This is a genomic window from Arthrobacter sp. SE2, from assembly GCF_058244265.1.
Genome location: NZ_JBZAYA010000001.1, coordinates 493,845 through 518,622 on the forward strand (window position 1 = coordinate 493,845; position 24,778 = coordinate 518,622).

The following is a 24,778-nucleotide window of genomic DNA, read 5'->3' on the forward strand; positions in this document are numbered from 1 at the left end:
TAAGAAATGACAGCAGAAAACACATCCCCTGCGGCCAAGGGATCCCCTGAGGACCTGGACACTCTCAGCTATGAGGAAGCCCGCGAGCAGCTCATGGCCGTGGTTGGCCGCCTTGAAGCCGGCGGAGCAAGCCTTGAGGAATCCCTCGCGCTCTGGGAACGCGGCGAGGCTTTGGCGAAGCGCTGCGAAGAGTGGCTGGAGGGTGCCCGCAGGAGGCTGGCCGCGGCCCGAAGCAACGGCGAGGACGGCCCGGCGGCCAGCTAGGATTGGACGGCCAGAGCCCGCTCCGCCGGCACGTCAAAGTCTGCTTTCGGCCAGCTCAGGTCCAGCTTCCCGAGGGCCTCGAGCAGAAGCTCCTGGACAGCGATCCTCGCAAACCACTTCTTGTTCGCCGGAACCACGTACCACGGCGCCACCTCGGTTGAGGTCTTCTCGAAGACCCGCTGATAGGCGTCCATATAGGAATCCCAAAACGCGCGTTCCTTGAGATCGCCCGTGCTGTACTTCCAGTGCTTGGACGGGTCATCCAATCGTGACAGCAGGCGCGCTTTTTGTTCATCGCGGCTGATGTTGAGCATGACCTTGACGATTGCCGTACCTTGTTCGGCGAGGCGTGCCTCGAACTCGTTGATGGCCGCATAGCGCCGTTCCAGTTCAGCTTCATTCGCCCAACCGTGCACTCGGTGTATCAGCACGTCCTCGTAGTGGGATCGGTCAAAAACCCCGACGAACCCGGCGTCGGGCAGGGCTCTCTCGATCCGCCAGAGGAAATCGTGGGTTTTCTCCTCATCAGTCGGCGCCTTGAACGGGGCAACCTTGACACCTTGGGGATCCATTGATCCGACGACGTGCTCAACGATCCCGCCTTTGCCTGCGGTGTCCATGGCTTGCAGGATCAACAGCACCCGTTTGGAGCTGCCGAATTTTCCCTCGGCAAAGAGCATCTCCTGCAGCACGTCCAAACGACCATCCTGCGCTGCCAGCAAAGCGACGCCGTCAGACTTCTTTCCCTTGTAGCCGGGCGTCGATCCGGGGTCTACTGCGTCCAGCGAGAATCCCGGCCCGGCCTTCAAGATCGTGGATACCTGCTTGGTGAATTCCTTGGTCCCGGCCATTTCGACGTCCCCTCTGGTCCGGCCGCATGCGTCGCGGCTTGCACAACAGGCTAGTTGCCTTGATACCGCCCGAGGAAGTCCGCCATGCGGCCAATCGCTTCTTCAATATCCTTGACGTTCGGCAGAGTCACCATGCGGAAGTGGTCAGGACGCACCCAGTTGAAGGCCCGTCCATGTGAGACGAGGATCTTTTGTTCCTTGAGAAGGTCGAGGACGAACTTCTCGTCGTCGCGGATGTGATAGACCTCGGGGTCCAACTTCGGGAACAGATAGAGCGCACCCCGGGCCTGTTGTGTGCTGACGCCGGGGATGGCGTTGAGCAGATCGTAGGCCTTGTTCCGCTGTTCAAGGAGCCTGCCGCCGGGCAGGATGAGATCGTTGATGCTTTGGTGGCCACCGAGGGCGGTCTGAATGGCATGCTGTGCCGGCACGTTGGCGCACAGACGCATGTTGGCCAGCAGGTTGATGCCTTCGAGGTAGTCCGCGGCGTCTTTCTTGGGACCGGAGATGGCCATCCAGCCGGCACGGTAGCCACACACCCGGTAGGCCTTGGACAACCCGCTGAACGTCAGGCAGAGCACGTCGTCGCCGGTGAGTGCGGCAAGATTCACGTGGACAGCGTCTTCGTAGAGGATCTTCTCGTAGATCTCGTCGGCGAACACTACAAGGTCATGCTTTTCGGCGAGGGCCACGATCTTCTTGAGGGTTTCCTCCGGGTACACGGCACCGGTGGGGTTGTTGGGGTTGATGACCACGATGCCCTTGGTTTGAGGCGTGATCTTCGATTCCATGTCCTCAAGGTCCGGCTGCCAGCCCGATTCTTCGTCGCACAGATAGTGGACCGGACGGCCGCCGGCCAGCGCCACCGAGGCGGTCCAGAGCGGGTAGTCGGGCGTGGGGATGAGAATCTCGTCCCCCACTTCCAGCAAGGCCATGAGAGACATGGTGATGAGTTCGCTGACGCCGTTGCCAAGGTAGATGTCGTCAACGTGGATGTTTTGGATGCCGCGGGTCTGGTAGTACTGCGAGACGGCCGTGCGGGCCGAGAAAATTCCGCGCGAATCGCTGTATCCCTGGGCATGTGGCAGATGGCGGATCATGTCCACCAAGATCGCGTCCGGCGCTTCGAATCCGAACGGTGCCGGGTTTCCGATATTCAGTTTGAGGATGCGGTGACCCTCTGCCTCCATCTGCTGGGCGGCCTGAAGAATCGGTCCACGGATGTCGTAAAGGACATTATGAAGCTTGGTGGACTGCTTGAATTCTGCCATTCATCAAATATGCCATATCGGGGATGTACTTCCGTTGAGACATCACTCACATTAACGACGACGGCGGCGAGGCCCCCAAAAAGGGTTCCTCACCGCCGTCGTCCTTGGCAGGGGCCTCCGCCGCCGAGGGTTCCCTGGACGAGCGGAGCGAGGCGAGGGAGGCGGTGGGGACTTACTTCACGATCCCTTTGTCCTTGAGCCAAGCGGCTGCAGCATCCTTGGGATTCTGCTTTTGGTTGCCGCTGACTGCGCGGTTAAGGCTGATGAGATCGTCCGTGGTGAGGATCTTGGAGACGTTGTTGAGCGCATCCTTCGCCTTGTCCGTCATCTTGGCCATGTTGTACAGCGGGAGGACCTGCTGGGCCTTGAAGTTGTTCTTAGGATCATCCAGCACCACCAGGGCGTTGTCCGGGATGGACGGCGTGGTGGTGTAGATGTCGGCAATTTGGACGTCGTTGGAGAGCAGTGCCTGCAGTGTGAGGTTGCCGCCTCCATCGCTGAACGGCTTCAGGCCCTTGAGCACGCAGTTGTAGTTGGACTTGAGGCCCGGGAGCCCGTAGGCGCGGGTCTCAAAGGTTGCCGGTGCCGCAATCGTGAAATCCCCGCAGTTCTTAGCGAGGTCTTCGATGGACTTGAGCTGGTACTTCTCGGCCGTGGCCTTTGTGACAACCATGGCGTCCTTGTCTTCGGCCTTGGCGGGGTCGAGCACTCCCAGGCCCTTCGGAAGCTTCCCGGGCAGCGCCTTGTAGACGTCGTCGGCCGACACCTGTGAGGCGTTGGTGTCCAGGTAGGACAGCAGGTTGCCGGAGTAATCAGGGGCGAGGTCGATCGAACCGTCTTGCACGGCCTTGAAGTAGATTTCGCGGGATCCGATATTGGGCTTCGTCGTAGCGGTGACGCCGGCGGCGTTGAGTGCTCCGGCGTAGATTTCGGCGATGACCTGGCTCTCGGGGAAATCTGCCGAGCCTACAGTGAGCGAGCCACCGGCCCCGGAAGGAGCGTTGGTGGACGGGCTAGACAGCGGGCTGCCGCCACATGCGCTCAGTGCAAGCGCAATGCCGACTCCGGCCGCCAGGCCGCCGAGCCCGCGGCGGGTCAGGGTGACGGGTTGCTTCATGCGGTACCTCCTTGAACGGCAGTCCCCGCTGGTGCGGCGGCTGCGAGATCTCCGGCGGCCTTGTGGCCGCCGTTGGAATCGATGGAAAGTCCGGGCGGGAGGAGGATCCTCTGCGCCATGGCCAGAATGAGGTCGACGGCGATTGCCAACGCCGCGATGAGCAGTGACCCGCCGAGCATGCGGGGGAAGTCCTGAAGGACCAGTCCGTCAAAAAGATAACGCCCCAGGCCTCCCAGCGGAAGGTACGCCACCACGGAAACCGTCGCGATGACCTGGAGGACCGCTGTGCGGATGCCACCGAACATGACCTGAAGTCCGTTGGGCAGCTCTACGCGGAACAGGATCTGCAGTTCTGTCATGCCCATGGCGCGGGCTCCGTCAACCACCGTTGGATCAACGCTGGAAATCCCGGCGTAGGTCCCGGCCAGGAGGGGCGGCACTGTCAGGATGACGAGGGCCCAGACGGGAGGCATGAGACCGCTTCCGGCCAACAGGGCGAAGAGGACGAGCAGTCCGAGTGTCGGGAGGGCCCGCAAGGCGCCCGCGAACGCCACGGCAACCACGCGCCCGTGTCCCGTGTGCCCGATGAAGAGACCCACCGGCACAGCGATGGCCGCGGCAATCACCAGGACCAGCGCGGAATACTGCAGGTGTTCCAGGAGCCTCGTGGCGATTCCGCCGCTTCCTGACCAGTGAGCCGGGTCCGTGAGCCAAGCGAGGGTGTCAACGAAGATATTGCTCATCGGCTTGCCTCCGCGTGCATCCTGGCATCTGCGATGAACTCCCCTGCCTTGGCCTCTTGCTTGGCCGTGACGGCACCGGCCCGAGTCCAGGGCGTCAGTAGCTTCTCAAGGAGCACCAAGAATGTGTCCATGACGAGGGCCAGCAAGAGGATCGCAATGATGCCGACCACCACCTCGGTGACGAACGCCCGCTGCAGACCGTCGGTGAACAGCATCCCCAGGTTCCCGACCCCCAGGAGCGCGGCGACGCTCACGAGGGAGATATTGCTGACGGACACCACGCGCAGGCCCGCAAAGAGCACGGGCAAGGAAAGCGGAAGGTCGATTTGCAGGAACCGTGCGGTCGGCTTGAAACCCATGGACACGGCCGCCATCCGGAGGTCGTCGTCCACGGAATCGAAGGCGTCCATGGCAGCCCGCACCAGCAAGGCGACCGCGTACATGGTGAGGGCAACCACCACGTTGAGCGGATCCAGGATCCGGGTTCCCAGGATCGGCGGCAGGATGATGAAAAGTGCCAGTGAAGGAATGGTGTACAGCAGGGAACTTGCCGTGGTGACCGCGGTCCTGAGGGTACGGTTGCGCCGGGCCAATTGCCCCAAGGGCACCGCGATGAGCAGACCCAAAACCATGGGAATCAGAGCCAGGATAAGGTGCTCGCCGGCCCGCTCAAAGACCATTCCGCTGTTCGCCAGGAACCATTCCATCAGGGGGCGTCCTCCCTGTTGTGCCGGGTCTGTTCGATGAGCGCCAGCACTTCATCGGCTTTGAGGACGCCGGCGAGCCTGCCGTCGTCGTCCACCACCACGCCAAGGCCCGAAGGTGAGGACAGCGCGGCATCCAGGGCCCGGCGGAGCGTATCCCCGCGCCGGAACAAGGAACCTCCGGGAATCAGCCCGGCGCCGTCGCGCGGCGAGGCCCACCCCATAGGCCGGGAGTCGCCGTCGAGCACCAAGGCCCATTCGCCGCTGCCCGCGGCAACGTGCGGGGCTTCCACCGTCTTGACGGGATGCACCGGAACAGCGTCGGCGCCATTGAAGGCAAGGTGCCGGAAGCCCCTGTCGCGGCCCACGAAAGAGGCCACGAAGTCATTGGCAGGTGCCCGGAGGATCTCTTCGGGCGCCGCGTATTGCGCCAGTTTGCCCCCGACGGCGAAAACGGCCACTTTGTCGCCGAGCACGGTGGCCTCATCGATGTCGTGGGTGACGAAGACAATGGTCTTGGCCAGTTCGCGCTGGAGCCGGAGGAGTTCTTGCTGGAGTTCGTCGCGGACCACGGGGTCCACCGCGCTGAAGGGCTCATCCATGAGAAGTACAGGCGGGTCCGCTGCGAGCGCGCGGGCTACCCCGACGCGCTGCTGCTGGCCGCCTGATAATTGGGACGGGTACCGTTTGCCGAGCACCGAAGCCAGCCCGACGACGTCGAGCAGCTCTTCCGCGCGTTTGCGGGCTGCCGCCCTGGAAACGCCGTTGAGCCGCGGAACGGTGGCAATGTTGTCCAGCACTGAACGATGCGGCATAAGTCCGGAAGACTGCATGACGTAGCCCATGGAACGGCGCAACTGCGCGGCCGGTTCGTTCGAAACATCTTTGCCTGCCACGGTGATAGTGCCCGAGGTGGGCTCTACCATTCGGTTGATCATCCGCAGGGAAGTGGTCTTTCCGCAGCCCGAGGGTCCGACGAATACGGTGATGGCACCCTTGTCGATGGACATGCTCAACCCATCAACAGCGGGTTGCCCGCCCTGATACTGCTTGGTGACGCTCTGGAACTCAATCATGGCTTCAGCCATTCCGGGGCTTACCTAACTTCTTGGGCCGCAAATATCAACGATGGAAATCAATCAACAGTGAACTTTGTTCTACAGCCTAACCAGCACCACCGACGATGTCAGCGCAGGCGCGAAGACCGTAATGAATCGGCAATGCTCAGGACGTCGGCAGTTTTCCGTTGAGAGGCCGCTCACTGTGCAGGCGGAGGCCGATATCGACCAAGGACACCCGGTTCAGTCCGGGAACCTTGCCCAGCGGCACCCAGGCGGCGTGGGTAGTGCTGCCGTCTATCTCGTGGGTCAATTCGCCGCCCGTGATGCTTGCCTCGTAGACCAGCCGGATTGCCTGGAAATCACGGTCAGATCCGTCAAGCCGCCCCTCACCCGGCCAGTGGCCGACGTCGATGCCGAGCATCGCTCCGATATCGGCGTCGTACCCGGTTTCCTCCTGGATCTCGCGGCGGCAACCGTCCACGGGATGCTCCCCCAGGTCCAGGCCTCCACCGGGAAGTGTCCAGCCCTCTTTGCCGTCTTGCTTCCAATAGGCTAAAAGGATTGCTCCGTCGCGGATGACCACTCCGTACGCGGCCGGGCGGGTGTCGAACTGGATGCTCATGGAGCCAGCCTAGGCCTAAGCTGGGAGGAACACTGTTCAGCACATGGAGTTGTATTGTGACCAACTTGGAAACGGCCCCGTCACAGGAAGTCTGCCCCGCCGGACACCCCGGGCGAGGACCCTTTGTACAGCTTTGGCCGGCGCGCGAAGTTCCCCTGGGCGGCGTCCGGAACATGACGGTCTCCCGCACCCTCCCCCAGCGCGGGATGCCGACGGTAGGAGCCTGGTGCTTCCTGGACAGTTTCGGCCCGGACCGCGTCGCGATGAGCGTTCTTCCCCACCCGCACATGGGACTGCAGACGGTCACGTGGCCCCTCGAAGGCGAGGTGCGGCACCGCGACAGCGTAGGCAGCGACGTCGTGGTCCGTCCCGGACAGTTGAACATCATGACGGCCGGCCGCGGCATTTCGCATTCGGAGTTCGGCGTGCTGCCGGCAGGACTTCACCCGGACGCGCCCGACGGCGGCGCCCTCCTGCCGCTGTCCCGGGGCCTCCAGTTGTGGGTTGCTTTGCCCGACGCCGTGAGGCACCGGGCGCCGTCGTTCCAGCAGATCGTCGACCTGCCGGTGGTCGCCACGGACGGTTTCAGGGCCACGGTGCTCGTGGGCGAATTCGCCGGACAGCGCTCCCCCGCGATCATGTACAGCCCGATTGTCGGCGTCGAAATCTCAGCCTCGGGCCCGATCGAGCTGCCGCTGAACCCCGAATTCGAGCATGCGGTCCTGGTCCTGGACGGCTCCGCGGTGATCGACGGCCAGGAAGTCGACCCCGGCCCCTTGGCCTTCCTCGGCATGGGCCGGGAATCGCTCCACCTTGAGGCGGCTCCGGGAACACGCTTCATGCTTCTGGGCGGTGAACCCTTCGAAGAGGACATCCTGATGTGGTGGAACTTCGTGGGCCGGACGCACGAGGAAGTGGAGCAGGCCCGCGAAGACTGGGAAGCCCAGGCGCTCCTGAACGACGAGGACGCCCGTACCGCGCGGTTCGGCTGGATCCATGGCCACGGTCCCGACGCCGGAGCCGAAGCCGGGCGCATCCCCGCACCCCCCATGCCGGGGGTCCAGCTCAAGCCGAGGTCCCGGAACAGGGCTGCTGACTAGGCCCCGCGACACCCAAAAAGTTTGGCGTCACGCGCCGGACTCAGGACACCGATATCCGAGGGTCGCCGGTCTTTCTCCGTATCCGCCAGTCATTTGCGCGTCGCCAATGAGTCAGTGCAATGTCCGGCTACGGAAGCTCCGCGACAATCCGCAGCACACCGAAAACCGGTTCCTGGTCCAGGACCCGCACATCGGTGATCCCGTGCGCGGCCAGTCCTGCCCGGAAAGCTGACTGCAAGGGCTCGACGTTCATTCCGAGCCCGCCGCCAAGAATCACCGGTCCGGGGAGGCGAAGCTGGCGAACAGCCTGCGCCGCCAGCTCCGCGAGATCCCGTCCTGCCTGGTCCAGCAGTTGGCGGCTGATCTCGAGCCCCTCGCGGGCGGTCTCCACCACCGCACTTGCGCGCTGGGCCCAGTACCGCCGGTCGGTGTCCTCCGAATGGAACAGTGCGATGAGTTTGTTGGGATCGTCTAACCCGCAGGACTCCAAGAGGGCCGCTGTGAGACCATCGGGTTCCAGTCCTTTGTTCATGCGCCGGAGGCTGTGACGCACTGCCTCCCGGCCCAGCCAGTAACCGCTTCCCTCATCGCCCAGGAGAAAGCCCCAGCCGCCGGCACGGGCTTCTTCCCCTTCGGCATTCTTCCCCCAGGCCGCGGATCCGGTCCCCGCGATGACAGCCACTCCCGTGCTGGCCCTGCCTGCCGCCAGCAGCAGGCGGGAATCGTGGACAACCGTGACCTGCGCGCCCGGAACATGGGGTTCGATCAGCTCGGCGAGGGCGCGGGCATCGGCGTCGGTATCGATTCCGCCCGCCCCGGCGAGGACGCGGTCCACGTCGCGCCCACCGATCATGGCGAAGAGCTCGGCGAGATTCCTGGCCGCCGTCTCCCGGCTCACGTTCTGGACGTTGGAGCTGCCGGTGCTTTCGTCGCGGACCGGCTTGCCGTCCTCGAAGCGGACACCGCGGGTCTTCGTGCCACCGATGTCGAGCCCGATGACCGTTGCATCGGGCCGGGGGGTCGTGTTTTCTGCAGTCTCCACGTCCAAAAGCCTAGCGTGGGCGCACAGGGTGGATCTATTGGGTCGCGGATCGCGCTTTGACAAGGCCTGCGAGCAGCCCCGGCCCTTCCGAAAGGACCATTTCGCGGAAAAGCCTGACGGGGTCGGGTTCCTTGCGCCGTTCACGCCAGGCAATCCCTATCTCCCGGTATGCGAGCTCCGAGTCGAGCGATACCTCCACCCACCCCAGGTCCGTGGAATCCAGGACCCCTTGAGGTCCCGGCCCAAGTCCTCCTGGCGGCAGGATGCTGTAGCCCAATCCGGCAGACACGAGCCCGCGGATGGTATGCGAGTCCTGGCTCTCGAAAGCAACCCTTGGGCGAAAGCCCGCATCCCGGAAGATCGCGTCGGTCAGCGAACGCAGGCCGAAGCCTGGCCCCATGGAAACGAACGGCTCGTGTCTGAGCTCTGCAAGCCGCACGCTGGCACGCCGGGCAACGGGATGGCGGTGATGGACCACCAGCCGCAACGGCTCGCGATACAGCGCCGCAGAGCCCAGGTTCCTGCCCGGAGCCGCCACGGGTGCCGTCAAGGCGAAGTCGGCGTCACCGGCAACGAGCGATTCAAGGCAGGCGGCACGCGCTCCTTGGCTGAGCTCGAAAGCCGTGGCGGGGTGCCGGCTCCGGAACGCGCTCATGAGCAGCGGCAACGTGGCCTCGCCGAAAGTGTGCTGGAAGGTCACCGCGATTCGGCCGCGGACAACATCGGATTCGTGCCGGACCACGTCCAGTCCCGCCTGGAAATCCGCGAGCGCCGCTTCGATGTAGGGAAGCAGCGTTTTCGCAGCCGGAGTTAGGCGGACGCCGCGGCCTTCACGGATAAGGAGTTCGGTCCCGACGACGGCGCTAGCCCGGGCCAGCGCCCGGCTCACCGTCGATTGGGGTACTCCGAGCAGCTCGGCCGTCTCAGTGACATGTTCTGTCCGGCCAAGCTCAGCCAGCAGTGGGAGCAACGGCAGCAGTTGGACCAGTTGCTTGTGTTCGATGTCCATATCTGTCCATCCTCAGATCGACTACGAGCGAAATTATCCAAAACCGCTATCAATCTTAGGTGAATCATGCATTGGAATCATCACTTCTGCTCGCCCTACTGTGGAAAGGTGAGTACAAGCGCAGCATCCCCGAGCCCCGCCGAGTCCGATTGGGAAGGCCACCTGAAGGGCTCCATTGCGTACCGGCGGATCCTCGCCGGTCTGGGCCTCGCCGGAGTGGCCACTTTCGCGCAGCTGTACTCCACCCAAGCCGTCTTGCCGCTCATGGCAAACGAACTGCACATCACGGCAGCAGAGGCAGCGCTCACCATTTCCTTGGCCACGGTAGGCCTCGCGGCAACGGTGTTGCCTTGGTCCTTCGTCGCCGACAAGATCGGCCGGGTACGTGCGATGGCGGTCGGAATCGCGGCGGCCACCGTCCTGGGCCTGCTCGTCCCCCTGGCCCCCACCTTTCCGCTTGTCCTGGCTTTGAGGGCGCTCGAGGGCATGGCCCTCGGCGGCATTCCAGCGATCGCCATCGCTTACTTGAATGAAGAGGTCAACAAAGTCCACGCCGCACTGGCTGCCGGCAGCTACGTAGCCGGAACCACCCTCGGCGGACTTGCCGGGCGTTTGCTCGCCGGACCCATCGGTGAATTGTGGGGTTGGCGGGCCGCCGCCTTCGCAGTCTCCATCCTTGCGACAGCATCGGCAGCCCTGTTCCTGCTGCTGGTTCCGAAGCCGCGCCGCTTCACTCCAAGTTCCGCCGGAGGTTTCCGTGGGGCCATGAAGACGCTGGCGGGCCATTCTTCCAATCCGCGGCTGCTGGCTCTGTATATTCAAGCGTTCCTGTTGATGGGCGGCTTCGTGGCCGTCTACAACTACCTCGGCTTCCGCCTCCATGCCGCGCCCTTCGGACTGCCGGCCACCGTGGTCAGCCTGATTTTCCTGGCCTATTTGTCCGGCACCGTGAGCTCCCGCTGGGGTGCCGGATTGTCCATGCGCTTCGGCCGCCGCACAGTCATGCTCGCCGGGATAGCGACCATGACGGCCGGCCTTGGGCTCACTCTGTGGGACAACATCGCCGCGGTTTTGGCGGGCTTGGTGGTCTTCACCGGCGGCTTCTTCGCCGCGCACAGCATCGGAGCAGGCTGGACCGGGACCATCGCGACGAGCGGCCGCGCGCAAGCCGCGTCGCTGTACAACCTCTCCTACTACCTGGGTTCCAGCATTATCGGCTGGGCCGGCGGACTCGCCTTCCAGGCGTTCGGCTGGACCGCACTCGCCTGGGTGGTCATCGCACTGGGGTGCACGACGGCGGTGATCACCGCCGTCGTGCACCGGTCCCCGGCGCCGCAGCTCGGCGTCGTCGGCTCCTTGGAACCGGCCGGACAGGGAAAGTAGCGGCCGCTAGCGGGTCGACTCGATGGCCTGGACCAGGTCATCGATGATGTCGGCCGGATCTTCCAAGCCGATGGAAAGCCTGAGCATGCGCGCCTGGGGCTTGGCCTCCGGGGCAACCGGGCGGTGTGTCAATCCGGCGGGGTGTTGGATCAACGTGTCGATTCCGCCCAGAGACACCGCGTGCGTGATGAGGCGGACCGCGCCGGGAATGCGCTCCGCATGCTCGGCTGATTCAAGGTCGAACGAGATCAACGAGCCCGGACCGCCCATCTGCGTACCGACCAAATGCAGAGGATCGCACTCGGGAAGCCCCGGGTAGTACACCTTTGCGACGAGTTCGTGACTTGCGAGCGCCGCCGCGATCTTGTGGGCGTGGTCCTGCTGGGCCCGTACCCGAATGGGAAGGGTGGCCAGGCCCCGGTGCAACAGGTAGGCGGGCCACGGGGTCAGGATGCCCCCGGTCACGGCACGGACCCGACGCAGCCGCGTGGCCCACTCCGGACTTGTTGCCACCACGCCGCCCATGGCATCGCCGTGGCCGCCCAGGAATTTGGTTGCACTGTGGAGCACCATCGCGACGCCATGTTTGAGTGGCTGCTGGAGAATCGGCGTTGCGAAAGTGTTGTCCACGAGGACCGGAACGTCTCCGGCGTCGGCCACCAGGCAGTTAAGGTCGACGAGGTCCAGGCTCGGGTTCGAGGGGGTTTCCACTACCACCAGCCCGGTGTCCGGGCGGAGGGCATCGCGCACGCCGTCGGCCTTGACGAAGGTGACCTGGTTGCCAAGCAGTCCGCTGGCCAGGACGTGGTCCGTGCCGCCATAGAGTGGCCGCACCGCAACCACGTGCGTCTTGCCTTCTGATTGGGCGGCGAGCAGCACTGCGCTGAACGCGGCCATCCCCGAGGCAAAACCGACGGCTTGCGCTGCACCTTCAAGCGCCGCTACGCCGTCTTCGAACCTGGCTACCGTAGGATTCCAGAGACGCTGGTACACCGTGCTCTGACCGTCGAGGGGCACGCCGCCCGTGGCCATCTGCTCGTAGGCGAGGCCGCCGTCGTGAACGGAAGGCAAAGGCGCAGTGGTTGAAAGGTCGATGGGAACGGCATGCACGCCCTGCTCCGTGAGTCCTGTCCGGCCCGCGTGAACTGCGAGTGTGTCGATGGCTGTCACTGCTCTCCTTGAATTATTCACCGTTGAATTCGGTCAGTATCTGGCAATAATTCGGAAATTGACAGTGCAAATGAATGCATTGATCGGAAACTGGCACCTATGATGAATACACAGCACTTTCAGGAGGATCCGTGACCACCACCCCGAAGAACGTTCGGCCCGTCGGCATCAGTGAACCCCTGGATGCGATCGACGAACGCATCCTCGCGGCTTTGGTTGACGATGCCCGGATCTCCAACAAGCAACTGGCCGAACTCGTCGGAATTGCTCCGTCGACGGCGCTCATGCGCACGCGGTCACTTTCCGAACGCGGCATTATCGAGGGTTTCGAAGCCGTGCTCAGCCTCCCGGCAATCGGCCGATCGGTCCAGGCCCTGATCGCGGTGCGCCTGCGCGCCCATGACCGCGACCAGATCGACCGCTTCACGGCCCGGGTTCCCGCTCTCCCTGCAGTGATCTCCACGTTCCATACTTCGGGCTCCGTGGACTACTTGCTTCATATCGCGGTCGCCAACACCGACGACCTCCGCGACTGGGTCCTGGACAACCTCGCGACCGACCCCGTGGTCGGACACACCGAGACCACTTTGGTCTTCGCCCACATCCAGGGCAACCACGGGCCGCTGCCGGAATAGCGTTGACTTAGCGGGTGATTCTGCTGGTGCCCGGTTCAGTTCAGTGACGTGGTTCGAGGCCCGAGTGTGCGGCCCCCATGGCGTCCTGGCGAAGATCACCTAGTTCCTGCCGGCGCGTGAGCGCCGCTCGCTGCATGGCCAGGTCGACCGGAGGAATGTAGCGCCTCCGCTCGGCCCACGAAACCAGGCCGGTTCCGATTCCGGCGGCTGCCGACTCCAGCATGGAGGGCCGGCGGTAGGTGCCGCATGATGCGGTGGCAGTGCTCATGACTCTTTCCCTTCGGTGGCTGCTGCGTGCGACTTCGCGTCGCGGGATTTCTTGTCTCCGGCCCATGCCGGGACTCCGAGGATCGGGAATGCGTTCAAATGGATCTGCACCGGGCGGGCATCGTCCGCCTCCGGTTCGTTCCGGATTTCCTCCAGAAGATTGCGGGCGAACGCTTCCATGGACCGGGCATAGCGGCCGAGTTGCTCGGCTGACATCCGGGCATTGGCGGTGTTGACGATGGCCGCGTCGAGCCAGTCTTCGCCCAAGGAATCCATGCCGTGCGCCATGAAGTCGGCGAGGACGGCCTGCCTGCTGCGTTCGAACTCACGGGTTACCAGCCGAGATGCCTCCTGGGTCGCCGGCGAATGTGCCAACTCGGGGGACGTGATCTGGATGGCTCCCCTGGGCCGCTCCCACCACCGCTCCCGCGCCGTCCCCTTGCCTTGGACTTCGTGGACGAAGTCGAACTTGGCGAGCTGCCTCAAGTGGTAGCTCGTAGCGCCACTGGATTCATCGAGGAGTTCGGCCAGGCTGCAGGCGGTCTGTGGCCCATAACGCGACAGCATCTCGAGGATCTGAACGCGTAGGGGGTGCGCGAGCGCTTTGAGGGATGCCGTATCGACCTTGCGGACGGGGAATTCCGGCTCTTGAACCTTGTCCATGCCCGAAACGCTACTCTTGCAAAGAAATCTTTGCAAGACTTTCTTTGCAAATCAATCTTTGCGAACTTGGACTTCCAGGAAAGACCGCCGGTCAGCCCTTGCGGAGCACCCTGCGGAAAGAAAGGACGGCGAGCACCGCGGCTGCCAGCCCGCACACCACAGTGAAGTAGCTTGCAGCGGCACCCAGCCCGATGAACGAAGCGGCCAGGCCCAGTCCGATGACCGGCACAGCGCTGCCAAGGTAGGTGATGACGTAGACGGTGCTGATGATTTGGGCATGCCGGGACGCTTCGACTTTGCCGGCAACGTCGTTGAACACCAGCCGGAAGGCGATCCCTTGCCCAACCCCGGCGGACAGGCTAGCTGCCACCAGCAACACCGGACTGGACAGGGAGGCCGCAGCGCCGACCAGCACAATGGAAACCCCCAGGACCGCTAGCCCAGCGGGCACGGCGAAACGGCCACGGACCTTCAGCAATTGGCTGAGCGCGGACGCTCCGAGCGTCAGTCCGGCGAGCAGGCCGGTCATGGGGCGGGAATCGGCGTGCACGACGACGGCGAAGTAGCCGGGCGCGAGCGAAAGGCAGAATCCGAACACGGCAAAGCTGAGGAAGCCGACGCTCGAGGCCAGCCAAAACGCTCCCCTGGCTTCCCGCGAAACGGAAGGCCGTCGTGGGGCGAGCACCGTGTAGGGACGCGGGCCTTCGGCAGGTCGAATCGCGGGACGTGCCTTGAGAAGCCACAGCGGGACCAGCAAGAGGAGCAGGACGGCCGCGTGGATGAAGAACGGCGTTGACGTGGCACCCGGGAGCAGCGAAAGCAGCCCACCGATGGCGGGACCGGCGGCCACCCCTCCGGAGGAAGACAGCAGAGTGAAGCGGGAGGCCCACTCGGGCCGGGACGGAAGCAATTCACGCAACGCAGCCGAGCTCGCTCCGGTAGCGAGGCCCACGGCAACGCCCTGGAGCATCCGGCCGGCCGAGAGCATCAAGAGGTTGTCAGCGTTGGCGAAAACCAGGCCGCCCGCCAAGCCCACCAGAACCGCCAGCACCAGCGCTGCACGCCTGCCGATATGGTCCGACCAGTGGCCTGCGAGCATCAGCACAACCACGAGTGCCAGGACGTAGCTCGCAAAGGCAATTGTCACGCCCAGTGAAGTGATTCCGAGTTGCGCCTGAAGCAGCGGATACAGCGGGCTCGCCAAGTTGGCACCGACCAGCAGTGTGAACATGACGGCGCCGGCCAGGACCAGCCGTGCCGTGGTGGAAGCATCCCAGCCCGAGCGCCCGGCGGTGGCCTGGCGCATGCGCAGTTCGCTAAAGACAGTCATTTCCGTGCCTTCGCCTCAGCGGCCATCACGGAACCTGGCCTTGTGGGCCTGGACTGGACGGCCCAAAAATATTGATGGCAACAGGATGTCGCAAGGCTGCCGGATAGATCAGATGTCCATGAAAGAATTGATCAGAACAGTCAATATTGAGATCCACCAATGACCAAAAATGAGCCGGAGTGATGATTTGAACACCCTCGATCCAACGGATCTGAAGATCCTGCTCGAGTTGATCCGTGATCCCAGGGTTCAGATCGCCGAACTGAGCGAGTCCCTGGGGATTGCGCGCAACACCGCCCAATCGAGGATGCGCCGCTTGGTCCGCTCGGGCGTACTGAACGACGGCGGCCGCGAGGTCGACCTCGAAAAGGTGGGGTACGACGTCGTCGGCTTCGTGACGCTGGAGGTGACCCACCGGGAACTCGACGGCGTGATCGGAGCCCTCCGCCGCATCCCCCAGGTCCTTGAGGTGCATGAAATTTCCGGGCGCGGCGATCTCTTATGCCGCGTGGTGGCCACCGACACGCACAACCTGCAAACCGCGCTTCGCTCCATCCTCAGAACCAAGGGCGTCATCCGCACGGAAACGGTCCTTGCCCTGCACACCCATATCCCCTACCGGACAGAGCCGCTGATCGGCAGGCTCGTGGACGCCGCCGAAACGGCCGGCGCCGTGAAACGCGTCAAAACGCAGGTTTCCACTGATTCGCCGGTCAGGGAAGCCGACTAGGATTCCAGAATGGATTGGCTCTCTTCTCTTCAGCACCTCAACTGGCTGGCCATACTCCTGGCCTTCATTTCCAGCATGGTCATCGGATTTGTCTGGTACATGCCTGCGGTCCTCGGCAGACGGTGGATGCAGGCTATCGGGAAGACCGAGGAAGACCTCAAAAAGATCGACGGCGGCGCAGGAATCTGGATCCCCATGATGGTGGCCGCAGCATTCACAAGCATCCTGTTGGCCGTCCTCATCGGAAAGCTGGACGTGCAGGGAAGCTTGCACGCCGGTTTCTTTGCGCTAGTGATTGCGGTGGTCTTCCGCGTCGGCGGCCACGTCATCCACAACGGTTTCGCAGGCAGGCCGTCCGCCGTGACCCTCATCGACTCCGGCCATGACATCGTGGCCATGACTGTCGCCGGGTCAATCATCGGGGCGTTGCAGTAACAGGAGGAGAATAACCTCGTGACCATCATTGACAATGCCGTCTATGTGAACGGCATCCGGACCGCGACTCCGGAAAGCCTTGAGCAAAGCGTCGAAACACTCGCCGCCCATGGCGGAATGGTGTGGATTGGACTGTACCGGCCGGACGAGACGGAAATGGCGGGGGTGGCTGCCGAGTTCGGCCTCCACCTGCTCGCCGTCGAAGACGCCGTCAACGCCCACCAGCGGCCCAAGCTGGAACGCTACGACAACAACCTCTTCACCGTGCTCCGGCCTGCGCGGTACGTAGACGCTACAGAGACCGTGGAGTTCGGTGAGCTTCACATCTTCACGGGGAAGAACTTCGTGGTCACGGTCCGGCACGCGGAAACGCCCGGGGTGGCCAAGGTCCGTCGCGATCTGGAACAACAGCCGGAGCTTCTGCGCCATGGTCCCGAAGCCGTCCTGTACGCACTGTTGGACCGAGTAGTGGACGACTACGGCCCCGTGATCTCGGGCCTGGAAAACGACATCGACGAGATCGAGGACCAGCTCTTCGGCGGCGATCCCCTGGTTTCGCGGCGCATTTATGAACTCGCCCGCGAGGTCATCCAGTTCCAGCGCGCAATCAATCCGCTGCCGGAAATGATGGCCTCCCTGAAGCGCGGGTTCGTGAAATACGGAGTCGACATCGAACTGCAGCGCAAACTCCGCGATGTGGAGGACCACGTGGAACAAGTCATATCCCGCGCCAATGGCTTCCGAGACCTGCTTCAAAATGCCCTGACCCTCGACGGGACCTTGACCGCGAACCGGCAAAACGAGGCGAGTGCGGCACAAAACGAACAAACCAAGAAGATCTCCTCGTGGGCCGCGATCTTCTTTGCACCGGCATTCGTCACCGGGCTCTACGGCATGAATTTCGACATCATGCCTGAGCTCCATTGGCCGTTCGGCTATCCGATGGCGCTCGGCATGATGGTTGCCGCGGGCTTTGTCATGTATGTCATCTTCAAACGGAAGAACTGGCTCTAGTGTTCTTTGGCTCCGCTGGGCGAGGCCCGAGGCGGATGGCACGGCCATCCAGCGTTCGGTGGATGCCTTGCTGTCCGGCGTCGACATCCTGTGTTTCGACGAATTCCACGTGCACGATGTGGCTGACGGGATGTTCATCGCCAAGCTGCTCCGGACAGCGGCCCAACGGCGAGTCCCGCTCATGGTGACTTCGAACTATCCACCGGATAAGTTGTTGCCGAGCCCTCTGTGGCACCATCACTTCGTGCCGACCATCGGGGTGATCAAGGAGATGATGGACATCATGGAGATCGACGGAGACACCGATTTCCGGCGTTCGCCGGTTGCTGGTTCCGCTGCGCCACAGCCCAGCGCCTCCCCTGGCCTGGAGGCCTTCAGCAGGGGCAAGATCATTACTCCCGGAACGCCGGCGCAACTCGGAGCCTTCGGTTTGTTCCTGCCGGCGAAGTCACAAGAGCGGATCCTTACCCCCACGACGCAACGGCTCACCGTCAAAGCGGCTGACGACATGCTCTGGGTCAGTTTCACGGAATTGTGCGGCGGCCTCATGTCGACGGCCGACTATCTGGCGTTGGCGGAGGACTACGGAACGTGGGTGATCGACGGCGTACCCTCGCCAACGCTCGAGTCGACTGCCGGGTCCGCACCGGCCTGGCAACGGTTCAACAATGTCGTCGATGTCCTGTACGACCAGGACATCACGCTCTTCCTGGTGGGCCACGGCCCCTTGGACTGGGACCTGGCCCAGGATCCGGCCCACCGGACCAGCACCCAGCCCTTTGATCTGGCAAGAATTGCGAGCCGCCTGTCGCTCCTGGGCCGGGTGGAAGACTCGACGCCTTTTGAAGAAGTCGAGGCCGGGGGCAGCTAAGCATGTCTTCCCCGCAAACACTGAGCGAGGCCGATCGTCGCCTCGTCGCAGCTTGGGCCGCGGACTGTGCTGAGCGGGTCCTGATCTTGTTCGAGACGGAGGCCCCGACAGATGGCCGGCCACGTGATGCCATCGCCCGTACTCGGGCGTTTGCTCACGGTAAACTCGACGCCGCCGGCGAGATTCGCCGGCGCTTCGTTGCTGGTCGGGCCGCGAACGCGGTGAGCTCTCCTGCGGCTGTGGCGGCCGCGCGGGCGGCTGGACAAGCCGCCGGCGTCGCACACATGGGCGCGCACGCTCTCGGCGCAGCCGCCTACGCCGCGAAAGCGGCCGGGCTGGCCGCTCGGGATCAGCCCACGGCAATCTCCGACGAGATCTCCTGGCAACTCGAGCACATGAATGCTCAAGTGAGGGCGACGCTTCAGCAGTTGCCGCCACTCGGTGAGGACTCAGCGGGCCCGCTCGGTTCCGGACTTCTCTCGTCGGGCCTTCTTGGGTCAATCATTCGGAAGATCCAGGCCGCTTTGGTCAGCGTCTCGCCACAGGAAGGTGTCCCATAGGCGACCGGCTAACGGGACTGCTCAGCGGCTCTAGGCGCCCGGCCATAAGATTGCGAAATGACCTCCGCCCAGACGGTGGCCGTGACTTCAACTGCGGACCGAACCCTGCACCAAGCACCCGTACTCTCGACGGTCTGGGCTTGCGCGGGAAGACCGTCGGCGGCGCGCCTTGCCTCACGGACGCCCTACGGCGAGAGCTGGGCTGGCCAACCAGGGCTGCGATGACGCCGAACGACAACGCCGGGACCCCCTTGTCACATAAGGAGTCCCGGCGTCGGAGTAAAAGTTCGTTGTTATACGCGTGACCTGCCGCGGATGAAGTGGAAAATCAGAACGACGACGGCAACAACCAAAAGCAGGTGAATGAGCCCGCCGCCGATGCCGCCGATAAAGCCGAGAAGCCAGAGAACGGCGATAATGATGGCTATCCAAAGCAACATGTGAGTCTCCTTCGTTTGTTCGCGTACCCAGGCCGGCGGCCTAGGGCATTCGTTACTAAGTATACTTACCAATGAGGGTAAGTGGGTGGATCAGTGCGGTTTTTCCATTTGGAAGCCGCACCGGGCCAGGACTGCGGCGACGAAGCCCGCTGTTGTGGACAGGACCCGGGCACCGCCGCATTTAGCACAGCTGAAGGCAACGGCGAGGGTTTCGCGGCGGCGGTCCATGATGGTGATGGAGTCCACGACGAGGTGCAGATCGGTGTCGCAGGTTGCGCACCAGGGCTGCTTGCCCCGGGGCTGGTGGGCGTCCAACGGGAGGTAGGTGCTCGAGATGGCGCTCATCGGTTCAGGCCAGGGCCGGGCAGCTTGCCAGAATGTAGTCGGCGGCGGCCGGGCCCGTCATTCGGAGCCCGTTGCCGGCGGGATGGATGCCTCTGGTCCTCAACTCCGCCAAAAAAGCGCTCTCGGGCTGCGGCACGGACTGTTGCAGCAAACACCAGCTCGTATATAGGCCGTAAAAGCGATCCCGCCCGAGAGGAGAATCGGACCGGTCGTTGGTGTTGATGGTAGCTTCTTCAAGGAATTGGTCGAACTGGATACTAGCCGTATTAGCCATGGGGCCCTTTTTGCAGGTGCGTTGTGTGCTGCCATGTGGCTATAGCAGCGAAGCCCCAATGCGTGCACACGGCACCGGAGCGGTCGCCCGGTTCTTTGGAACTCTGCGGTTCGGGCGGTCTGTGCGTTGTGCGCAGTCACGGGCTTCTGAAGCAGTACGCACGGCCCGTGGCCGTGCGCCGAAATCCGCTTCGTAAAACCTGCGTAGGAACTTGTCTACGATGTAGACTTTACGCGTAGACTACAAAGTAAGCAAGGTTTTCCGCAGAAACCAGCGGTAACGCGATCAGATAAGGATGGAAACCCGTGCCGCCCCCAAAGAGTCCGATCAATTCTTCAACTACCGGCGAGAAGACCGTCGGAGAGAAACCCAAGCTGAGCCGCGACCTTGTACTGTCCACCGCCCTGGAATTGGTGGACGCAGAAGGACTCGACGCTCTCACCATGCGCCGTCTGGGGCAGGAACTGGGCCGGGATCCGATGAGTCTCTACCGGTACGCGGCCAATCGTGCTGCGCTCCTGGACGGAGTGACGGAGCTGGTCCTGAAGGAGCTTTCCATCTTCCCGGACCGCCCGGATTGGCAGGCACAGCTCCGGCAGATTGCCCATGACCTGCGCCTGTTGGCGCTGCGGCACCCGAACGTCGTGCCATTGCTCGTGACCCGCCCGCTGTCGACGCCTTTGGGCCTGCGCCCCCTGGGCACGCTGCGCCCGCTTGAGCAGATCCTCTCGTTGCTGATCGACGCCGGGTTCACCCCGGCCGACGCGCTGCACGTCTACCGGGCTTACTATGGGTTCCTCTACGGCCACATCCTCAATGAGCTGCAGGAATTCATCGTGGATCCGGACGAAAACGAAGCACTGCTCCGCCTTGGTCTCCATCGTCTGCCGGCGAAAGAATTTCCCCGCCTCCGCGCGCTTGGCCCGGTTCTTGCGGACTACGACGGCGCGGCCGAACTGGATCAGGGCATCAGCATCCTGCTCGCCGGACTCGCAGCCCCCCTCATCCGCGAGAAGACCACCCCAAAGCAGTGACCAGGACACAGCCGCGGTTCGTTTCGAACCTTCCGGACCTCACCGATCACCGGCGCCCGGTCACACTCGATGCCGAGGACGCGGCGGCCACAGTCTGCGAAACACTGAAGCTCAACAATGTGGAACGAAGGATGGGACACGATGGACCCGTGACCACCCATGACGAGCAGCTCTTCCTGGCCTGAGTTGTTCAAGGACCTGGGAGTCGAAGTCCGCAACGAAGCCCGCGTGCACCTTTGGTACGAAGAGCACTTCGGCGTTCCGGCGATCCCCTTCACCAGCACCACCGATGCGGTGGATCATTTCGCGGCGAAGACCTGCTGCTTCGCCGTCACCTCAGACGAGGCCGGCGCCCTCAGAACGTACGCCCCACATGGCTACGATGACCTGTTCGCCCGGAAGATTGTGCCGAACCCGATACTCGCCCCTCAGGATGTGTACGAGGCGAAGGCCAGACGCTGGAGGACGGAATGGCACACGCTGACGGTGCTCCCGTGGCCGGCATGAGTTGTACGTGCAGAGTGAGGTTCTTTTTATCGGTGGCCGGTTTGGCGTTCGGAAGAGCGCTAAGGCGTCTGGACCGCGTCCGTCATTGCGCGACACCAGGTCGTGTGTTCATCCATTCGGCCCGAAGTATTGAAAATACCTCCTTGTCGTAACGCCTGTCGTCGTAGACCCAGCTACTGCGAAGAACGCCGTCCGAACGCATGCGCAGTCGCTGCGCGACAGCAACGCTACGGTCGTTGTCGGTGCGGCACCGCCATTCAACTCGGGACATCCCCCGCTCTACGAACGCCCACTCCATGAGCAGTTCGACCGACCGGGTGATGAGGCCGCCTCCGACAGCATCGGGTTCGAGCCAGCAGCCGATCTCGCAAATGCCCCAGACGGGGTCAAACATGACAAACATCACGCCTCCAACGATCTTGCCGTCGTCCCAGAGGCCATAGATACGCGCTCCATCATTCGCGGTGGCTGTGGCGTAACGCTGAAGGGTAGCGCGGGCACCCTCGACGGTGTCGGTGACAAAGGTCGGTCCGACCCACGGCCGGATGTGGTCTCGTGCCCTGCTCATATGCTCGGCAAACTCGCCGGCGTGCCATGTCTCGAGAGGCTTCAAGACGACCCCGTCTCGCACGACTGTTTCAAACATAGTTTCTCCAGAGGGTTTTCCCAGGGTTTGGTTGCCACTGGGTGTGGATCATTTCTCGGACGTGTGCGGCTCAGAACAACAAGACCAGCCCGACGCCGGCCGCGGCGGCTCCGACGCAGGCCGCCATAGTGCCCACTCCGTTGAGGAGGGCAAGACCGGTCCGGCCGCTTTGGACAAGCCTGACGGTCTCCAGGCTCGCCGTGCTGAAGGTCGTGTATCCGCCAAGGAAACCGGTGCCGAGAATCAGCTGGAGGGATTCGGGAGCCTGATGTGCCATGACCAATCCCGCGAGGATCCCCATGAGCAGCGACCCGGAGAGGTTGATGAAGATGGTGCCCAGCGGCAGCGCAGTCCTGGCCCGGGAACGGACCACCCCATCCACCACGAAACGGGCGGCCGCGCCTGCGCCGCCGGCGAGCGCTACGAGAAGGAGGGTCATGGCCGGGCCTTCTGCCCCAGTTGGGCGGACTTGTGCCTGAACGCGCCTAGCCAAATTCCCAGGGTGGTGGCCGCGACACCGCCTAATAGGCTGGCTACCAGGTACAACATCGCGTCCATCCCGCGTCCTGCTCCGAAGAGATGCACCGAGTCCAACGCCAAGGTGCTGTAAGTGGTGTACGCCCCGAGGAAACCACTTCCGATGCCCAAGCGGGCAATCCGGCGGAGACCGGCGTCGGGCCCGCTCCGGGCGAGCGCTTCGAGGAGCCAGCCAAGCGCCAGCGCGCCGGACAGATTGATAAGCAGAGTGGGGAGCGGCCACGCATTTGGCGCCGGGAGGGCCATACCGAACCCGTAGCGGCTCAAAGCGCCCAGGATGCCTCCGGCCGCGACGAGCAGAACGAACCGCCCGTGCAGGTGGAGCGGGCGGTGCGGGTTCCGGTCCGGTGGCGCCGTCTGGGCTTTGGCTCCCGGCGGGGCGGTGCTGCTTTCCTTCATTGATCCCTGCTTGGGTCGTGACGGCCCAAGGGAACCATGAGCACGGGGCAGTTTTGGCGATGTGCCAAATGCAAGGCTACCGATCCGGTGACCAGTCCTTCAAACTTCGGGCCGAGGCCGTGCTCCTTGGTTCCCACGACGATCATGGAAGCGTTGATACTCGCCGCATAACGGCCTAGTGACCGGGCGGGCTCTCCGGCGAGGGTCACGAAGGTCCACCGCACGCCTGTCCCGTCGAGTTGATCCGCGATGCGGGATCGGAGCGATTCCGAGATGGCCGCGGCGTCGTCGTCGATTCCGTCGGGATCGATCGGCTGGGCCGCCAGATGCCCATCCCGGTCCCCTGCCGCCGGGAAGCTCGTGACATCAGCGAAGGCCAGGACCAGTTCCAACCCGGTGCTGAGCGCTACTTCCGCGGCTTTCTCGATCACCGCGACGGGCTGGTGCGGAAGCACCCCTGCCAGCACGGGACCGGTCATGCGGGCTGGGCTGCCCTCGGGCGGCCGCGTGTCCTCGCTGCGAGGGTTGCTCATGGGGCCACTCCAAATGTCCGGGTTGTCAGGATGCAGGTTCTTCCGTCTTTGCTCCAGTATGGGCTTCGACGACTGGCGTTGTCCCAAGCGCTAAGCGAGAATGTCGATATGTGCGGTCGGTTCAGTGTCGGTTTCGAAGCAGACTATCTCTCGAGGAAGCTCGGTGCCGTGCTGCGCGGTGATACCGACTACCCCTCGCCGACGCTCCAGATCAACCCGACTGACCCCGTGGTCTTTCTGCAGGGACGGGCCGGGGACGGTTCGGTCGGCCGCGAGCTCGCTGCCGGCCGGTGGGGCTTGGTTCCGACATTCGCCAAGTCCTTCGATTCGAAGGTACCCACCTGGAATGCGCGCTCGGAAACCGCCGGGTCAATCCCCGCTTTCAGGGCGTCCCTGCCCAAGTGGCGGGCTGTCGTTCCGGCCTCTGCCTACTACGAGTGGAAGAAATCGGGTCCCGGCCGCAAGGATCCCAAGCAGCGCTACATCGTCGAACCGAAGGACGAGCTGATTACCTTCGCGGGATTGTTTGCGCCATGGCGCGACGAGAGCATCGAGGACAAGTCCGCGCCCGGCGCATGGCGTTTGTCCTGCTCCATCCTGACCATGGATTCCCCTCCTGAGGGCGTTCACGAGCGACTCCACAATTTGCATGACCGGATTCCGGTTCCGATCTCTGCGGACATGATCGACGATTGGATCGACCCCAAGGAAACCAGGGGCCAGGCCTTGTTGGGCGCCGTGCTGGGCGAGGCGTACGGCTTGTCGTCGGCGTGGACAATGAGGCCCGTGGAACTCGTCGAAGACAACACCAAGTTGGTGGACGTCGCGAACCCGGCTGCCTGACTCAACGCTCGTAGCGCAGTTCTGCCCTCACGTCCGTATCCTTTAGCCACGTCATTCTCGTGGCCGATCCGAAGGGATTCGGCCACCACTGGACCAGGACCTTGCCTTCCGACGTCCGGGTGACCATGGCCGGAACATATTGAAGGTACTTCGGCCAAACGAGCTTGGCGATAACGGGCACCCTTGAAACGGTCGATAACGGTTCTGTTTGCCGCGGAGGCGGGGCGCCGACTGAATTCAACGGCGCGGGGTATTCGGGCTGGTCAGGCATGCCCGAATACTACTGCGAGGCATCGACAATATGGAGGTCAGGAGATTCGAACTCCATAGCTCCATCATTCCGGCCACCGGGCATGCGACGGCCATTCCCCCATGTAG

At 63.5% G+C, this 24,778-nt stretch carries 33 protein-coding genes; 13 read left to right on the top strand and 20 right to left on the bottom strand.

The genetic code is table 11. The annotated features are described in order from the left end of the window. The first annotated feature begins 6 nt into the window (after positions 1-6). A complete protein-coding gene (locus tag AC4CS3_RS02415) occupies positions 7-264 on the top strand; it encodes an exodeoxyribonuclease VII small subunit (RefSeq protein ID WP_345449168.1) in 258 nt (85 codons plus the stop codon). Here AC4CS3_RS02415 and AC4CS3_RS02420 read toward each other — a convergent pair. The 7 genes from AC4CS3_RS02420 to AC4CS3_RS02450 all read right to left on the bottom strand — a co-directional run bounded on the left by AC4CS3_RS02420 (position 261) and on the right by AC4CS3_RS02450 (position 6,633). Beyond that, the gene (locus AC4CS3_RS02420; protein WP_490782041.1) at positions 261-1,115 is read right to left on the bottom strand and encodes a polyphosphate kinase 2 family protein; all 855 of its coding nucleotides are present in this window, start codon (positions 1,113-1,115) and stop codon (positions 261-263) included. The genes AC4CS3_RS02415 and AC4CS3_RS02420 overlap by 4 nt on opposite strands. A gap of 50 nt (positions 1,116-1,165) precedes the next feature. Then, on the bottom strand, positions 1,166-2,386 hold the full coding sequence (locus tag AC4CS3_RS02425) for a pyridoxal phosphate-dependent aminotransferase (protein WP_490782042.1): 1,221 nt from the start codon (positions 2,384-2,386) through the stop codon (positions 1,166-1,168). A 172-nt stretch (positions 2,387-2,558) separates the two neighbouring features. Beyond that, the gene (locus AC4CS3_RS02430; RefSeq protein ID WP_490782043.1) at positions 2,559-3,503 is read right to left on the bottom strand and encodes an ABC transporter substrate-binding protein; all 945 of its coding nucleotides are present in this window, start codon (positions 3,501-3,503) and stop codon (positions 2,559-2,561) included. Next, entirely contained in the window at positions 3,500-4,246 is a 747-nt protein-coding gene (locus AC4CS3_RS02435; RefSeq protein WP_490782044.1) for an ABC transporter permease, read from the bottom strand. The genes AC4CS3_RS02430 and AC4CS3_RS02435 overlap by 4 nt, the downstream gene beginning before the upstream one ends. Continuing rightward, positions 4,243-4,953, bottom strand: coding sequence for an ABC transporter permease (locus AC4CS3_RS02440; protein ID WP_490782045.1), 711 nt, complete (start codon positions 4,951-4,953; stop codon positions 4,243-4,245). The genes AC4CS3_RS02435 and AC4CS3_RS02440 overlap by 4 nt, the downstream gene beginning before the upstream one ends. Further along, positions 4,953-6,038 (bottom strand): ABC transporter ATP-binding protein, encoded by a 1,086-nt coding sequence (locus tag AC4CS3_RS02445; protein WP_490782046.1) that lies wholly within the window; start codon positions 6,036-6,038, stop codon positions 4,953-4,955. Before AC4CS3_RS02445 ends, AC4CS3_RS02440 begins: the two co-directional genes overlap by 1 nt. A gap of 136 nt (positions 6,039-6,174) precedes the next feature. Continuing rightward, complete coding sequence (locus tag AC4CS3_RS02450) at positions 6,175-6,633, bottom strand: NUDIX hydrolase (RefSeq protein ID WP_490782047.1); 459 nt, start codon at positions 6,631-6,633, stop codon at positions 6,175-6,177. 56 nt (positions 6,634-6,689) lie between these two features. On the opposite strand from AC4CS3_RS02450, the gene AC4CS3_RS02455 reads away from it, so the two are divergent. Further along, on the top strand, positions 6,690-7,733 hold the full coding sequence (locus AC4CS3_RS02455; protein ID WP_490782048.1) for a pirin family protein: 1,044 nt from the start codon (positions 6,690-6,692) through the stop codon (positions 7,731-7,733). Between the two features lie 127 nt (positions 7,734-7,860). Here the strand turns inward: AC4CS3_RS02455 and AC4CS3_RS02460 are convergent, their stop codons facing one another. Together AC4CS3_RS02460 and AC4CS3_RS02465 are read right to left on the bottom strand one after the other, a co-directional pair. Continuing rightward, positions 7,861-8,775: an N-acetylglucosamine kinase gene (locus AC4CS3_RS02460; RefSeq protein ID WP_490782049.1), complete on the bottom strand. Its 915-nt coding sequence runs from the start codon at positions 8,773-8,775 to the stop codon at positions 7,861-7,863. Positions 8,776-8,809: 34 nt separating this feature from the next. After that, the gene (locus AC4CS3_RS02465; RefSeq protein ID WP_490782050.1) at positions 8,810-9,784 is read right to left on the bottom strand and encodes a LysR substrate-binding domain-containing protein; all 975 of its coding nucleotides are present in this window, start codon (positions 9,782-9,784) and stop codon (positions 8,810-8,812) included. Positions 9,785-9,892: 108 nt separating this feature from the next. Here AC4CS3_RS02465 and AC4CS3_RS02470 point away from each other — a divergent pair, with 108 nt between their 5' ends. Beyond that, positions 9,893-11,167 carry an MFS transporter gene (locus AC4CS3_RS02470; protein WP_490782051.1) on the top strand — a complete coding sequence of 425 codons (1,275 nt, stop codon included), beginning with the start codon at positions 9,893-9,895 and terminating at the stop codon, positions 11,165-11,167. Between the two features lie 6 nt (positions 11,168-11,173). Here the strand turns inward: AC4CS3_RS02470 and AC4CS3_RS02475 are convergent, their stop codons facing one another. Beyond that, a complete protein-coding gene (locus AC4CS3_RS02475) occupies positions 11,174-12,337 on the bottom strand; it encodes a trans-sulfuration enzyme family protein (protein WP_490782052.1) in 1,164 nt (387 codons plus the stop codon). A gap of 131 nt (positions 12,338-12,468) precedes the next feature. Between AC4CS3_RS02475 and AC4CS3_RS02480 the strand changes: the two genes are divergently transcribed. Further along, on the top strand, positions 12,469-12,972 hold the full coding sequence (locus tag AC4CS3_RS02480; RefSeq protein WP_284980732.1) for an Lrp/AsnC family transcriptional regulator: 504 nt from the start codon (positions 12,469-12,471) through the stop codon (positions 12,970-12,972). A gap of 40 nt (positions 12,973-13,012) precedes the next feature. On the opposite strand, the gene AC4CS3_RS02485 is transcribed toward AC4CS3_RS02480, so the two are convergent. From AC4CS3_RS02485 to AC4CS3_RS02495, 3 genes are all read right to left on the bottom strand, one after another. Next, on the bottom strand, positions 13,013-13,240 hold the full coding sequence (locus AC4CS3_RS02485) for a 2-nitropropane dioxygenase (RefSeq protein ID WP_490782053.1): 228 nt from the start codon (positions 13,238-13,240) through the stop codon (positions 13,013-13,015). Next, positions 13,237-13,902: an ArsR family transcriptional regulator gene (locus AC4CS3_RS02490; RefSeq protein WP_441413928.1), complete on the bottom strand. Its 666-nt coding sequence runs from the start codon at positions 13,900-13,902 to the stop codon at positions 13,237-13,239. The genes AC4CS3_RS02485 and AC4CS3_RS02490 overlap by 4 nt, the downstream gene beginning before the upstream one ends. Before the next feature lie 91 nt (positions 13,903-13,993). Next, positions 13,994-15,232, bottom strand: coding sequence for an MFS transporter (locus AC4CS3_RS02495; RefSeq protein ID WP_490782054.1), 1,239 nt, complete (start codon positions 15,230-15,232; stop codon positions 13,994-13,996). Positions 15,233-15,401: 169 nt separating this feature from the next. Here AC4CS3_RS02495 and AC4CS3_RS02500 point away from each other — a divergent pair, with 169 nt between their 5' ends. The 5 genes from AC4CS3_RS02500 to AC4CS3_RS02520 are packed head-to-tail and all read left to right on the top strand — an operon-like array spanning position 15,402 to position 18,842. Beyond that, entirely contained in the window at positions 15,402-15,962 is a 561-nt protein-coding gene (locus tag AC4CS3_RS02500; protein ID WP_441413930.1) for an Lrp/AsnC family transcriptional regulator, read from the top strand. Positions 15,963-15,971: 9 nt separating this feature from the next. Continuing rightward, entirely contained in the window at positions 15,972-16,397 is a 426-nt protein-coding gene (locus tag AC4CS3_RS02505) for a DUF1761 domain-containing protein (protein WP_437770961.1), read from the top strand. An 18-nt stretch (positions 16,398-16,415) separates the two neighbouring features. Then, positions 16,416-17,411, top strand: a complete 996-nt coding sequence (gene corA / locus AC4CS3_RS02510) for a magnesium/cobalt transporter CorA (protein ID WP_490782055.1) — start codon at positions 16,416-16,418, stop codon at positions 17,409-17,411. Continuing rightward, positions 17,380-18,282, top strand: a complete 903-nt coding sequence (gene zapE, locus AC4CS3_RS02515) for a cell division protein ZapE (RefSeq protein ID WP_490782056.1) — start codon at positions 17,380-17,382, stop codon at positions 18,280-18,282. The genes corA and zapE overlap by 32 nt, the downstream gene beginning before the upstream one ends. A gap of 2 nt (positions 18,283-18,284) precedes the next feature. Further along, the gene (locus AC4CS3_RS02520; RefSeq protein ID WP_490782057.1) at positions 18,285-18,842 is read left to right on the top strand and encodes a putative immunity protein; all 558 of its coding nucleotides are present in this window, start codon (positions 18,285-18,287) and stop codon (positions 18,840-18,842) included. Positions 18,843-19,135: 293 nt separating this feature from the next. Here the strand turns inward: AC4CS3_RS02520 and AC4CS3_RS02525 are convergent, their stop codons facing one another. Next, complete coding sequence (locus AC4CS3_RS02525) at positions 19,136-19,282, bottom strand: lmo0937 family membrane protein (protein WP_345449193.1); 147 nt, start codon at positions 19,280-19,282, stop codon at positions 19,136-19,138. Positions 19,283-19,372: 90 nt separating this feature from the next. Beyond that, a complete protein-coding gene (locus tag AC4CS3_RS02530; protein ID WP_490782058.1) occupies positions 19,373-19,627 on the bottom strand; it encodes a hypothetical protein in 255 nt (84 codons plus the stop codon). A 579-nt stretch (positions 19,628-20,206) separates the two neighbouring features. Here AC4CS3_RS02530 and AC4CS3_RS02535 point away from each other — a divergent pair. Genes AC4CS3_RS02535 through AC4CS3_RS02545 form a run of 3 tightly spaced genes read left to right on the top strand, consistent with a single transcriptional unit; the run spans position 20,207 to position 21,442 of the window. Beyond that, positions 20,207-20,935 (top strand): TetR/AcrR family transcriptional regulator C-terminal domain-containing protein, encoded by a 729-nt coding sequence (locus tag AC4CS3_RS02535; protein ID WP_490782059.1) that lies wholly within the window; start codon positions 20,207-20,209, stop codon positions 20,933-20,935. Beyond that, positions 20,932-21,120, top strand: coding sequence for a hypothetical protein (locus AC4CS3_RS02540; protein WP_490782060.1), 189 nt, complete (start codon positions 20,932-20,934; stop codon positions 21,118-21,120). The genes AC4CS3_RS02535 and AC4CS3_RS02540 overlap by 4 nt, the downstream gene beginning before the upstream one ends. After that, on the top strand, positions 21,095-21,442 hold the full coding sequence (locus tag AC4CS3_RS02545) for a nucleotidyltransferase family protein (RefSeq protein WP_490782061.1): 348 nt from the start codon (positions 21,095-21,097) through the stop codon (positions 21,440-21,442). Before AC4CS3_RS02540 ends, AC4CS3_RS02545 begins: the two co-directional genes overlap by 26 nt. Positions 21,443-21,524: 82 nt before the next feature. Here the strand turns inward: AC4CS3_RS02545 and AC4CS3_RS02550 are convergent, their stop codons facing one another. The 4 genes from AC4CS3_RS02550 to AC4CS3_RS02565 form a co-directional block, all read right to left on the bottom strand. Then, positions 21,525-22,088 (bottom strand): GNAT family N-acetyltransferase, encoded by a 564-nt coding sequence (locus AC4CS3_RS02550; RefSeq protein WP_490782062.1) that lies wholly within the window; start codon positions 22,086-22,088, stop codon positions 21,525-21,527. A 70-nt stretch (positions 22,089-22,158) separates the two neighbouring features. After that, entirely contained in the window at positions 22,159-22,527 is a 369-nt protein-coding gene (gene crcB, locus AC4CS3_RS02555) for a fluoride efflux transporter CrcB (protein WP_490782063.1), read from the bottom strand. Next, complete coding sequence (locus tag AC4CS3_RS02560; protein ID WP_490782064.1) at positions 22,524-23,024, bottom strand: fluoride efflux transporter FluC; 501 nt, start codon at positions 23,022-23,024, stop codon at positions 22,524-22,526. The genes crcB and AC4CS3_RS02560 overlap by 4 nt, the downstream gene beginning before the upstream one ends. Further along, positions 23,021-23,557 carry a universal stress protein gene (locus AC4CS3_RS02565; RefSeq protein WP_490782065.1) on the bottom strand — a complete coding sequence of 179 codons (537 nt, stop codon included), beginning with the start codon at positions 23,555-23,557 and terminating at the stop codon, positions 23,021-23,023. Before AC4CS3_RS02565 ends, AC4CS3_RS02560 begins: the two co-directional genes overlap by 4 nt. Positions 23,558-23,665: 108 nt before the next feature. On the opposite strand from AC4CS3_RS02565, the gene AC4CS3_RS02570 reads away from it, so the two are divergent. Continuing rightward, a complete protein-coding gene (locus AC4CS3_RS02570) occupies positions 23,666-24,400 on the top strand; it encodes an SOS response-associated peptidase (RefSeq protein ID WP_490782066.1) in 735 nt (244 codons plus the stop codon). A gap of 1 nt (position 24,401) precedes the next feature. On the opposite strand, the gene AC4CS3_RS02575 is transcribed toward AC4CS3_RS02570, so the two are convergent. After that, the gene (locus AC4CS3_RS02575; RefSeq protein WP_148667388.1) at positions 24,402-24,671 is read right to left on the bottom strand and encodes a hypothetical protein; all 270 of its coding nucleotides are present in this window, start codon (positions 24,669-24,671) and stop codon (positions 24,402-24,404) included. Positions 24,672-24,778 lie beyond the last annotated feature (107 nt).

What these genes read in the sequence shown, in the direction of transcription:
- AC4CS3_RS02430 (WP_490782043.1), bottom strand. Translation starts at nt 3,503, where the DNA reads ATGAAGCAACCCGTCACCCTGACCCGCCGCGGGCTCGGCGGCCTGGCG.
- AC4CS3_RS02445 (WP_490782046.1), bottom strand. Translation starts at nt 6,038, where the DNA reads ATGGCTGAAGCCATGATTGAGTTCCAGAGCGTCACCAAGCAGTATCAG.
- AC4CS3_RS02435 (WP_490782044.1), bottom strand. Translation starts at nt 4,246, where the DNA reads ATGAGCAATATCTTCGTTGACACCCTCGCTTGGCTCACGGACCCGGCT.
- zapE (WP_490782056.1), top strand. Translation starts at nt 17,380, where the DNA reads ATGTCATCTTCAAACGGAAGAACTGGCTCTAGTGTTCTTTGGCTCCGC.
- AC4CS3_RS02420 (WP_490782041.1), bottom strand. Translation starts at nt 1,115, where the DNA reads ATGGCCGGGACCAAGGAATTCACCAAGCAGGTATCCACGATCTTGAAG.
- AC4CS3_RS02440 (WP_490782045.1), bottom strand. Translation starts at nt 4,953, where the DNA reads ATGGAATGGTTCCTGGCGAACAGCGGAATGGTCTTTGAGCGGGCCGGC.
- AC4CS3_RS02525 (WP_345449193.1), bottom strand. Translation starts at nt 19,282, where the DNA reads ATGTTGCTTTGGATAGCCATCATTATCGCCGTTCTCTGGCTTCTCGGC.
- AC4CS3_RS02490 (WP_441413928.1), bottom strand. Translation starts at nt 13,902, where the DNA reads ATGGACAAGGTTCAAGAGCCGGAATTCCCCGTCCGCAAGGTCGATACG.
- crcB (WP_490782063.1), bottom strand. Translation starts at nt 22,527, where the DNA reads ATGACCCTCCTTCTCGTAGCGCTCGCCGGCGGCGCAGGCGCGGCCGCC.
- AC4CS3_RS02575 (WP_148667388.1), bottom strand. Translation starts at nt 24,671, where the DNA reads ATGCCTGACCAGCCCGAATACCCCGCGCCGTTGAATTCAGTCGGCGCC.
- AC4CS3_RS02465 (WP_490782050.1), bottom strand. Translation starts at nt 9,784, where the DNA reads ATGGACATCGAACACAAGCAACTGGTCCAACTGCTGCCGTTGCTCCCA.
- AC4CS3_RS02450 (WP_490782047.1), bottom strand. Translation starts at nt 6,633, where the DNA reads ATGAGCATCCAGTTCGACACCCGCCCGGCCGCGTACGGAGTGGTCATC.
- AC4CS3_RS02560 (WP_490782064.1), bottom strand. Translation starts at nt 23,024, where the DNA reads ATGAAGGAAAGCAGCACCGCCCCGCCGGGAGCCAAAGCCCAGACGGCG.
- AC4CS3_RS02425 (WP_490782042.1), bottom strand. Translation starts at nt 2,386, where the DNA reads ATGGCAGAATTCAAGCAGTCCACCAAGCTTCATAATGTCCTTTACGAC.
- AC4CS3_RS02520 (WP_490782057.1), top strand. Translation starts at nt 18,285, where the DNA reads ATGTCTTCCCCGCAAACACTGAGCGAGGCCGATCGTCGCCTCGTCGCA.
- AC4CS3_RS02485 (WP_490782053.1), bottom strand. Translation starts at nt 13,240, where the DNA reads ATGAGCACTGCCACCGCATCATGCGGCACCTACCGCCGGCCCTCCATG.
- AC4CS3_RS02505 (WP_437770961.1), top strand. Translation starts at nt 15,972, where the DNA reads ATGGATTGGCTCTCTTCTCTTCAGCACCTCAACTGGCTGGCCATACTC.
- AC4CS3_RS02545 (WP_490782061.1), top strand. Translation starts at nt 21,095, where the DNA reads ATGACGAGCAGCTCTTCCTGGCCTGAGTTGTTCAAGGACCTGGGAGTC.
- AC4CS3_RS02530 (WP_490782058.1), bottom strand. Translation starts at nt 19,627, where the DNA reads ATGAGCGCCATCTCGAGCACCTACCTCCCGTTGGACGCCCACCAGCCC.
- AC4CS3_RS02550 (WP_490782062.1), bottom strand. Translation starts at nt 22,088, where the DNA reads ATGTTTGAAACAGTCGTGCGAGACGGGGTCGTCTTGAAGCCTCTCGAG.
- AC4CS3_RS02495 (WP_490782054.1), bottom strand. Translation starts at nt 15,232, where the DNA reads ATGACTGTCTTTAGCGAACTGCGCATGCGCCAGGCCACCGCCGGGCGC.
- AC4CS3_RS02565 (WP_490782065.1), bottom strand. Translation starts at nt 23,557, where the DNA reads ATGAGCAACCCTCGCAGCGAGGACACGCGGCCGCCCGAGGGCAGCCCA.
- AC4CS3_RS02500 (WP_441413930.1), top strand. Translation starts at nt 15,402, where the DNA reads ATGAGCCGGAGTGATGATTTGAACACCCTCGATCCAACGGATCTGAAG.
- AC4CS3_RS02570 (WP_490782066.1), top strand. Translation starts at nt 23,666, where the DNA reads ATGTGCGGTCGGTTCAGTGTCGGTTTCGAAGCAGACTATCTCTCGAGG.
- AC4CS3_RS02415 (WP_345449168.1), top strand. Translation starts at nt 7, where the DNA reads ATGACAGCAGAAAACACATCCCCTGCGGCCAAGGGATCCCCTGAGGAC.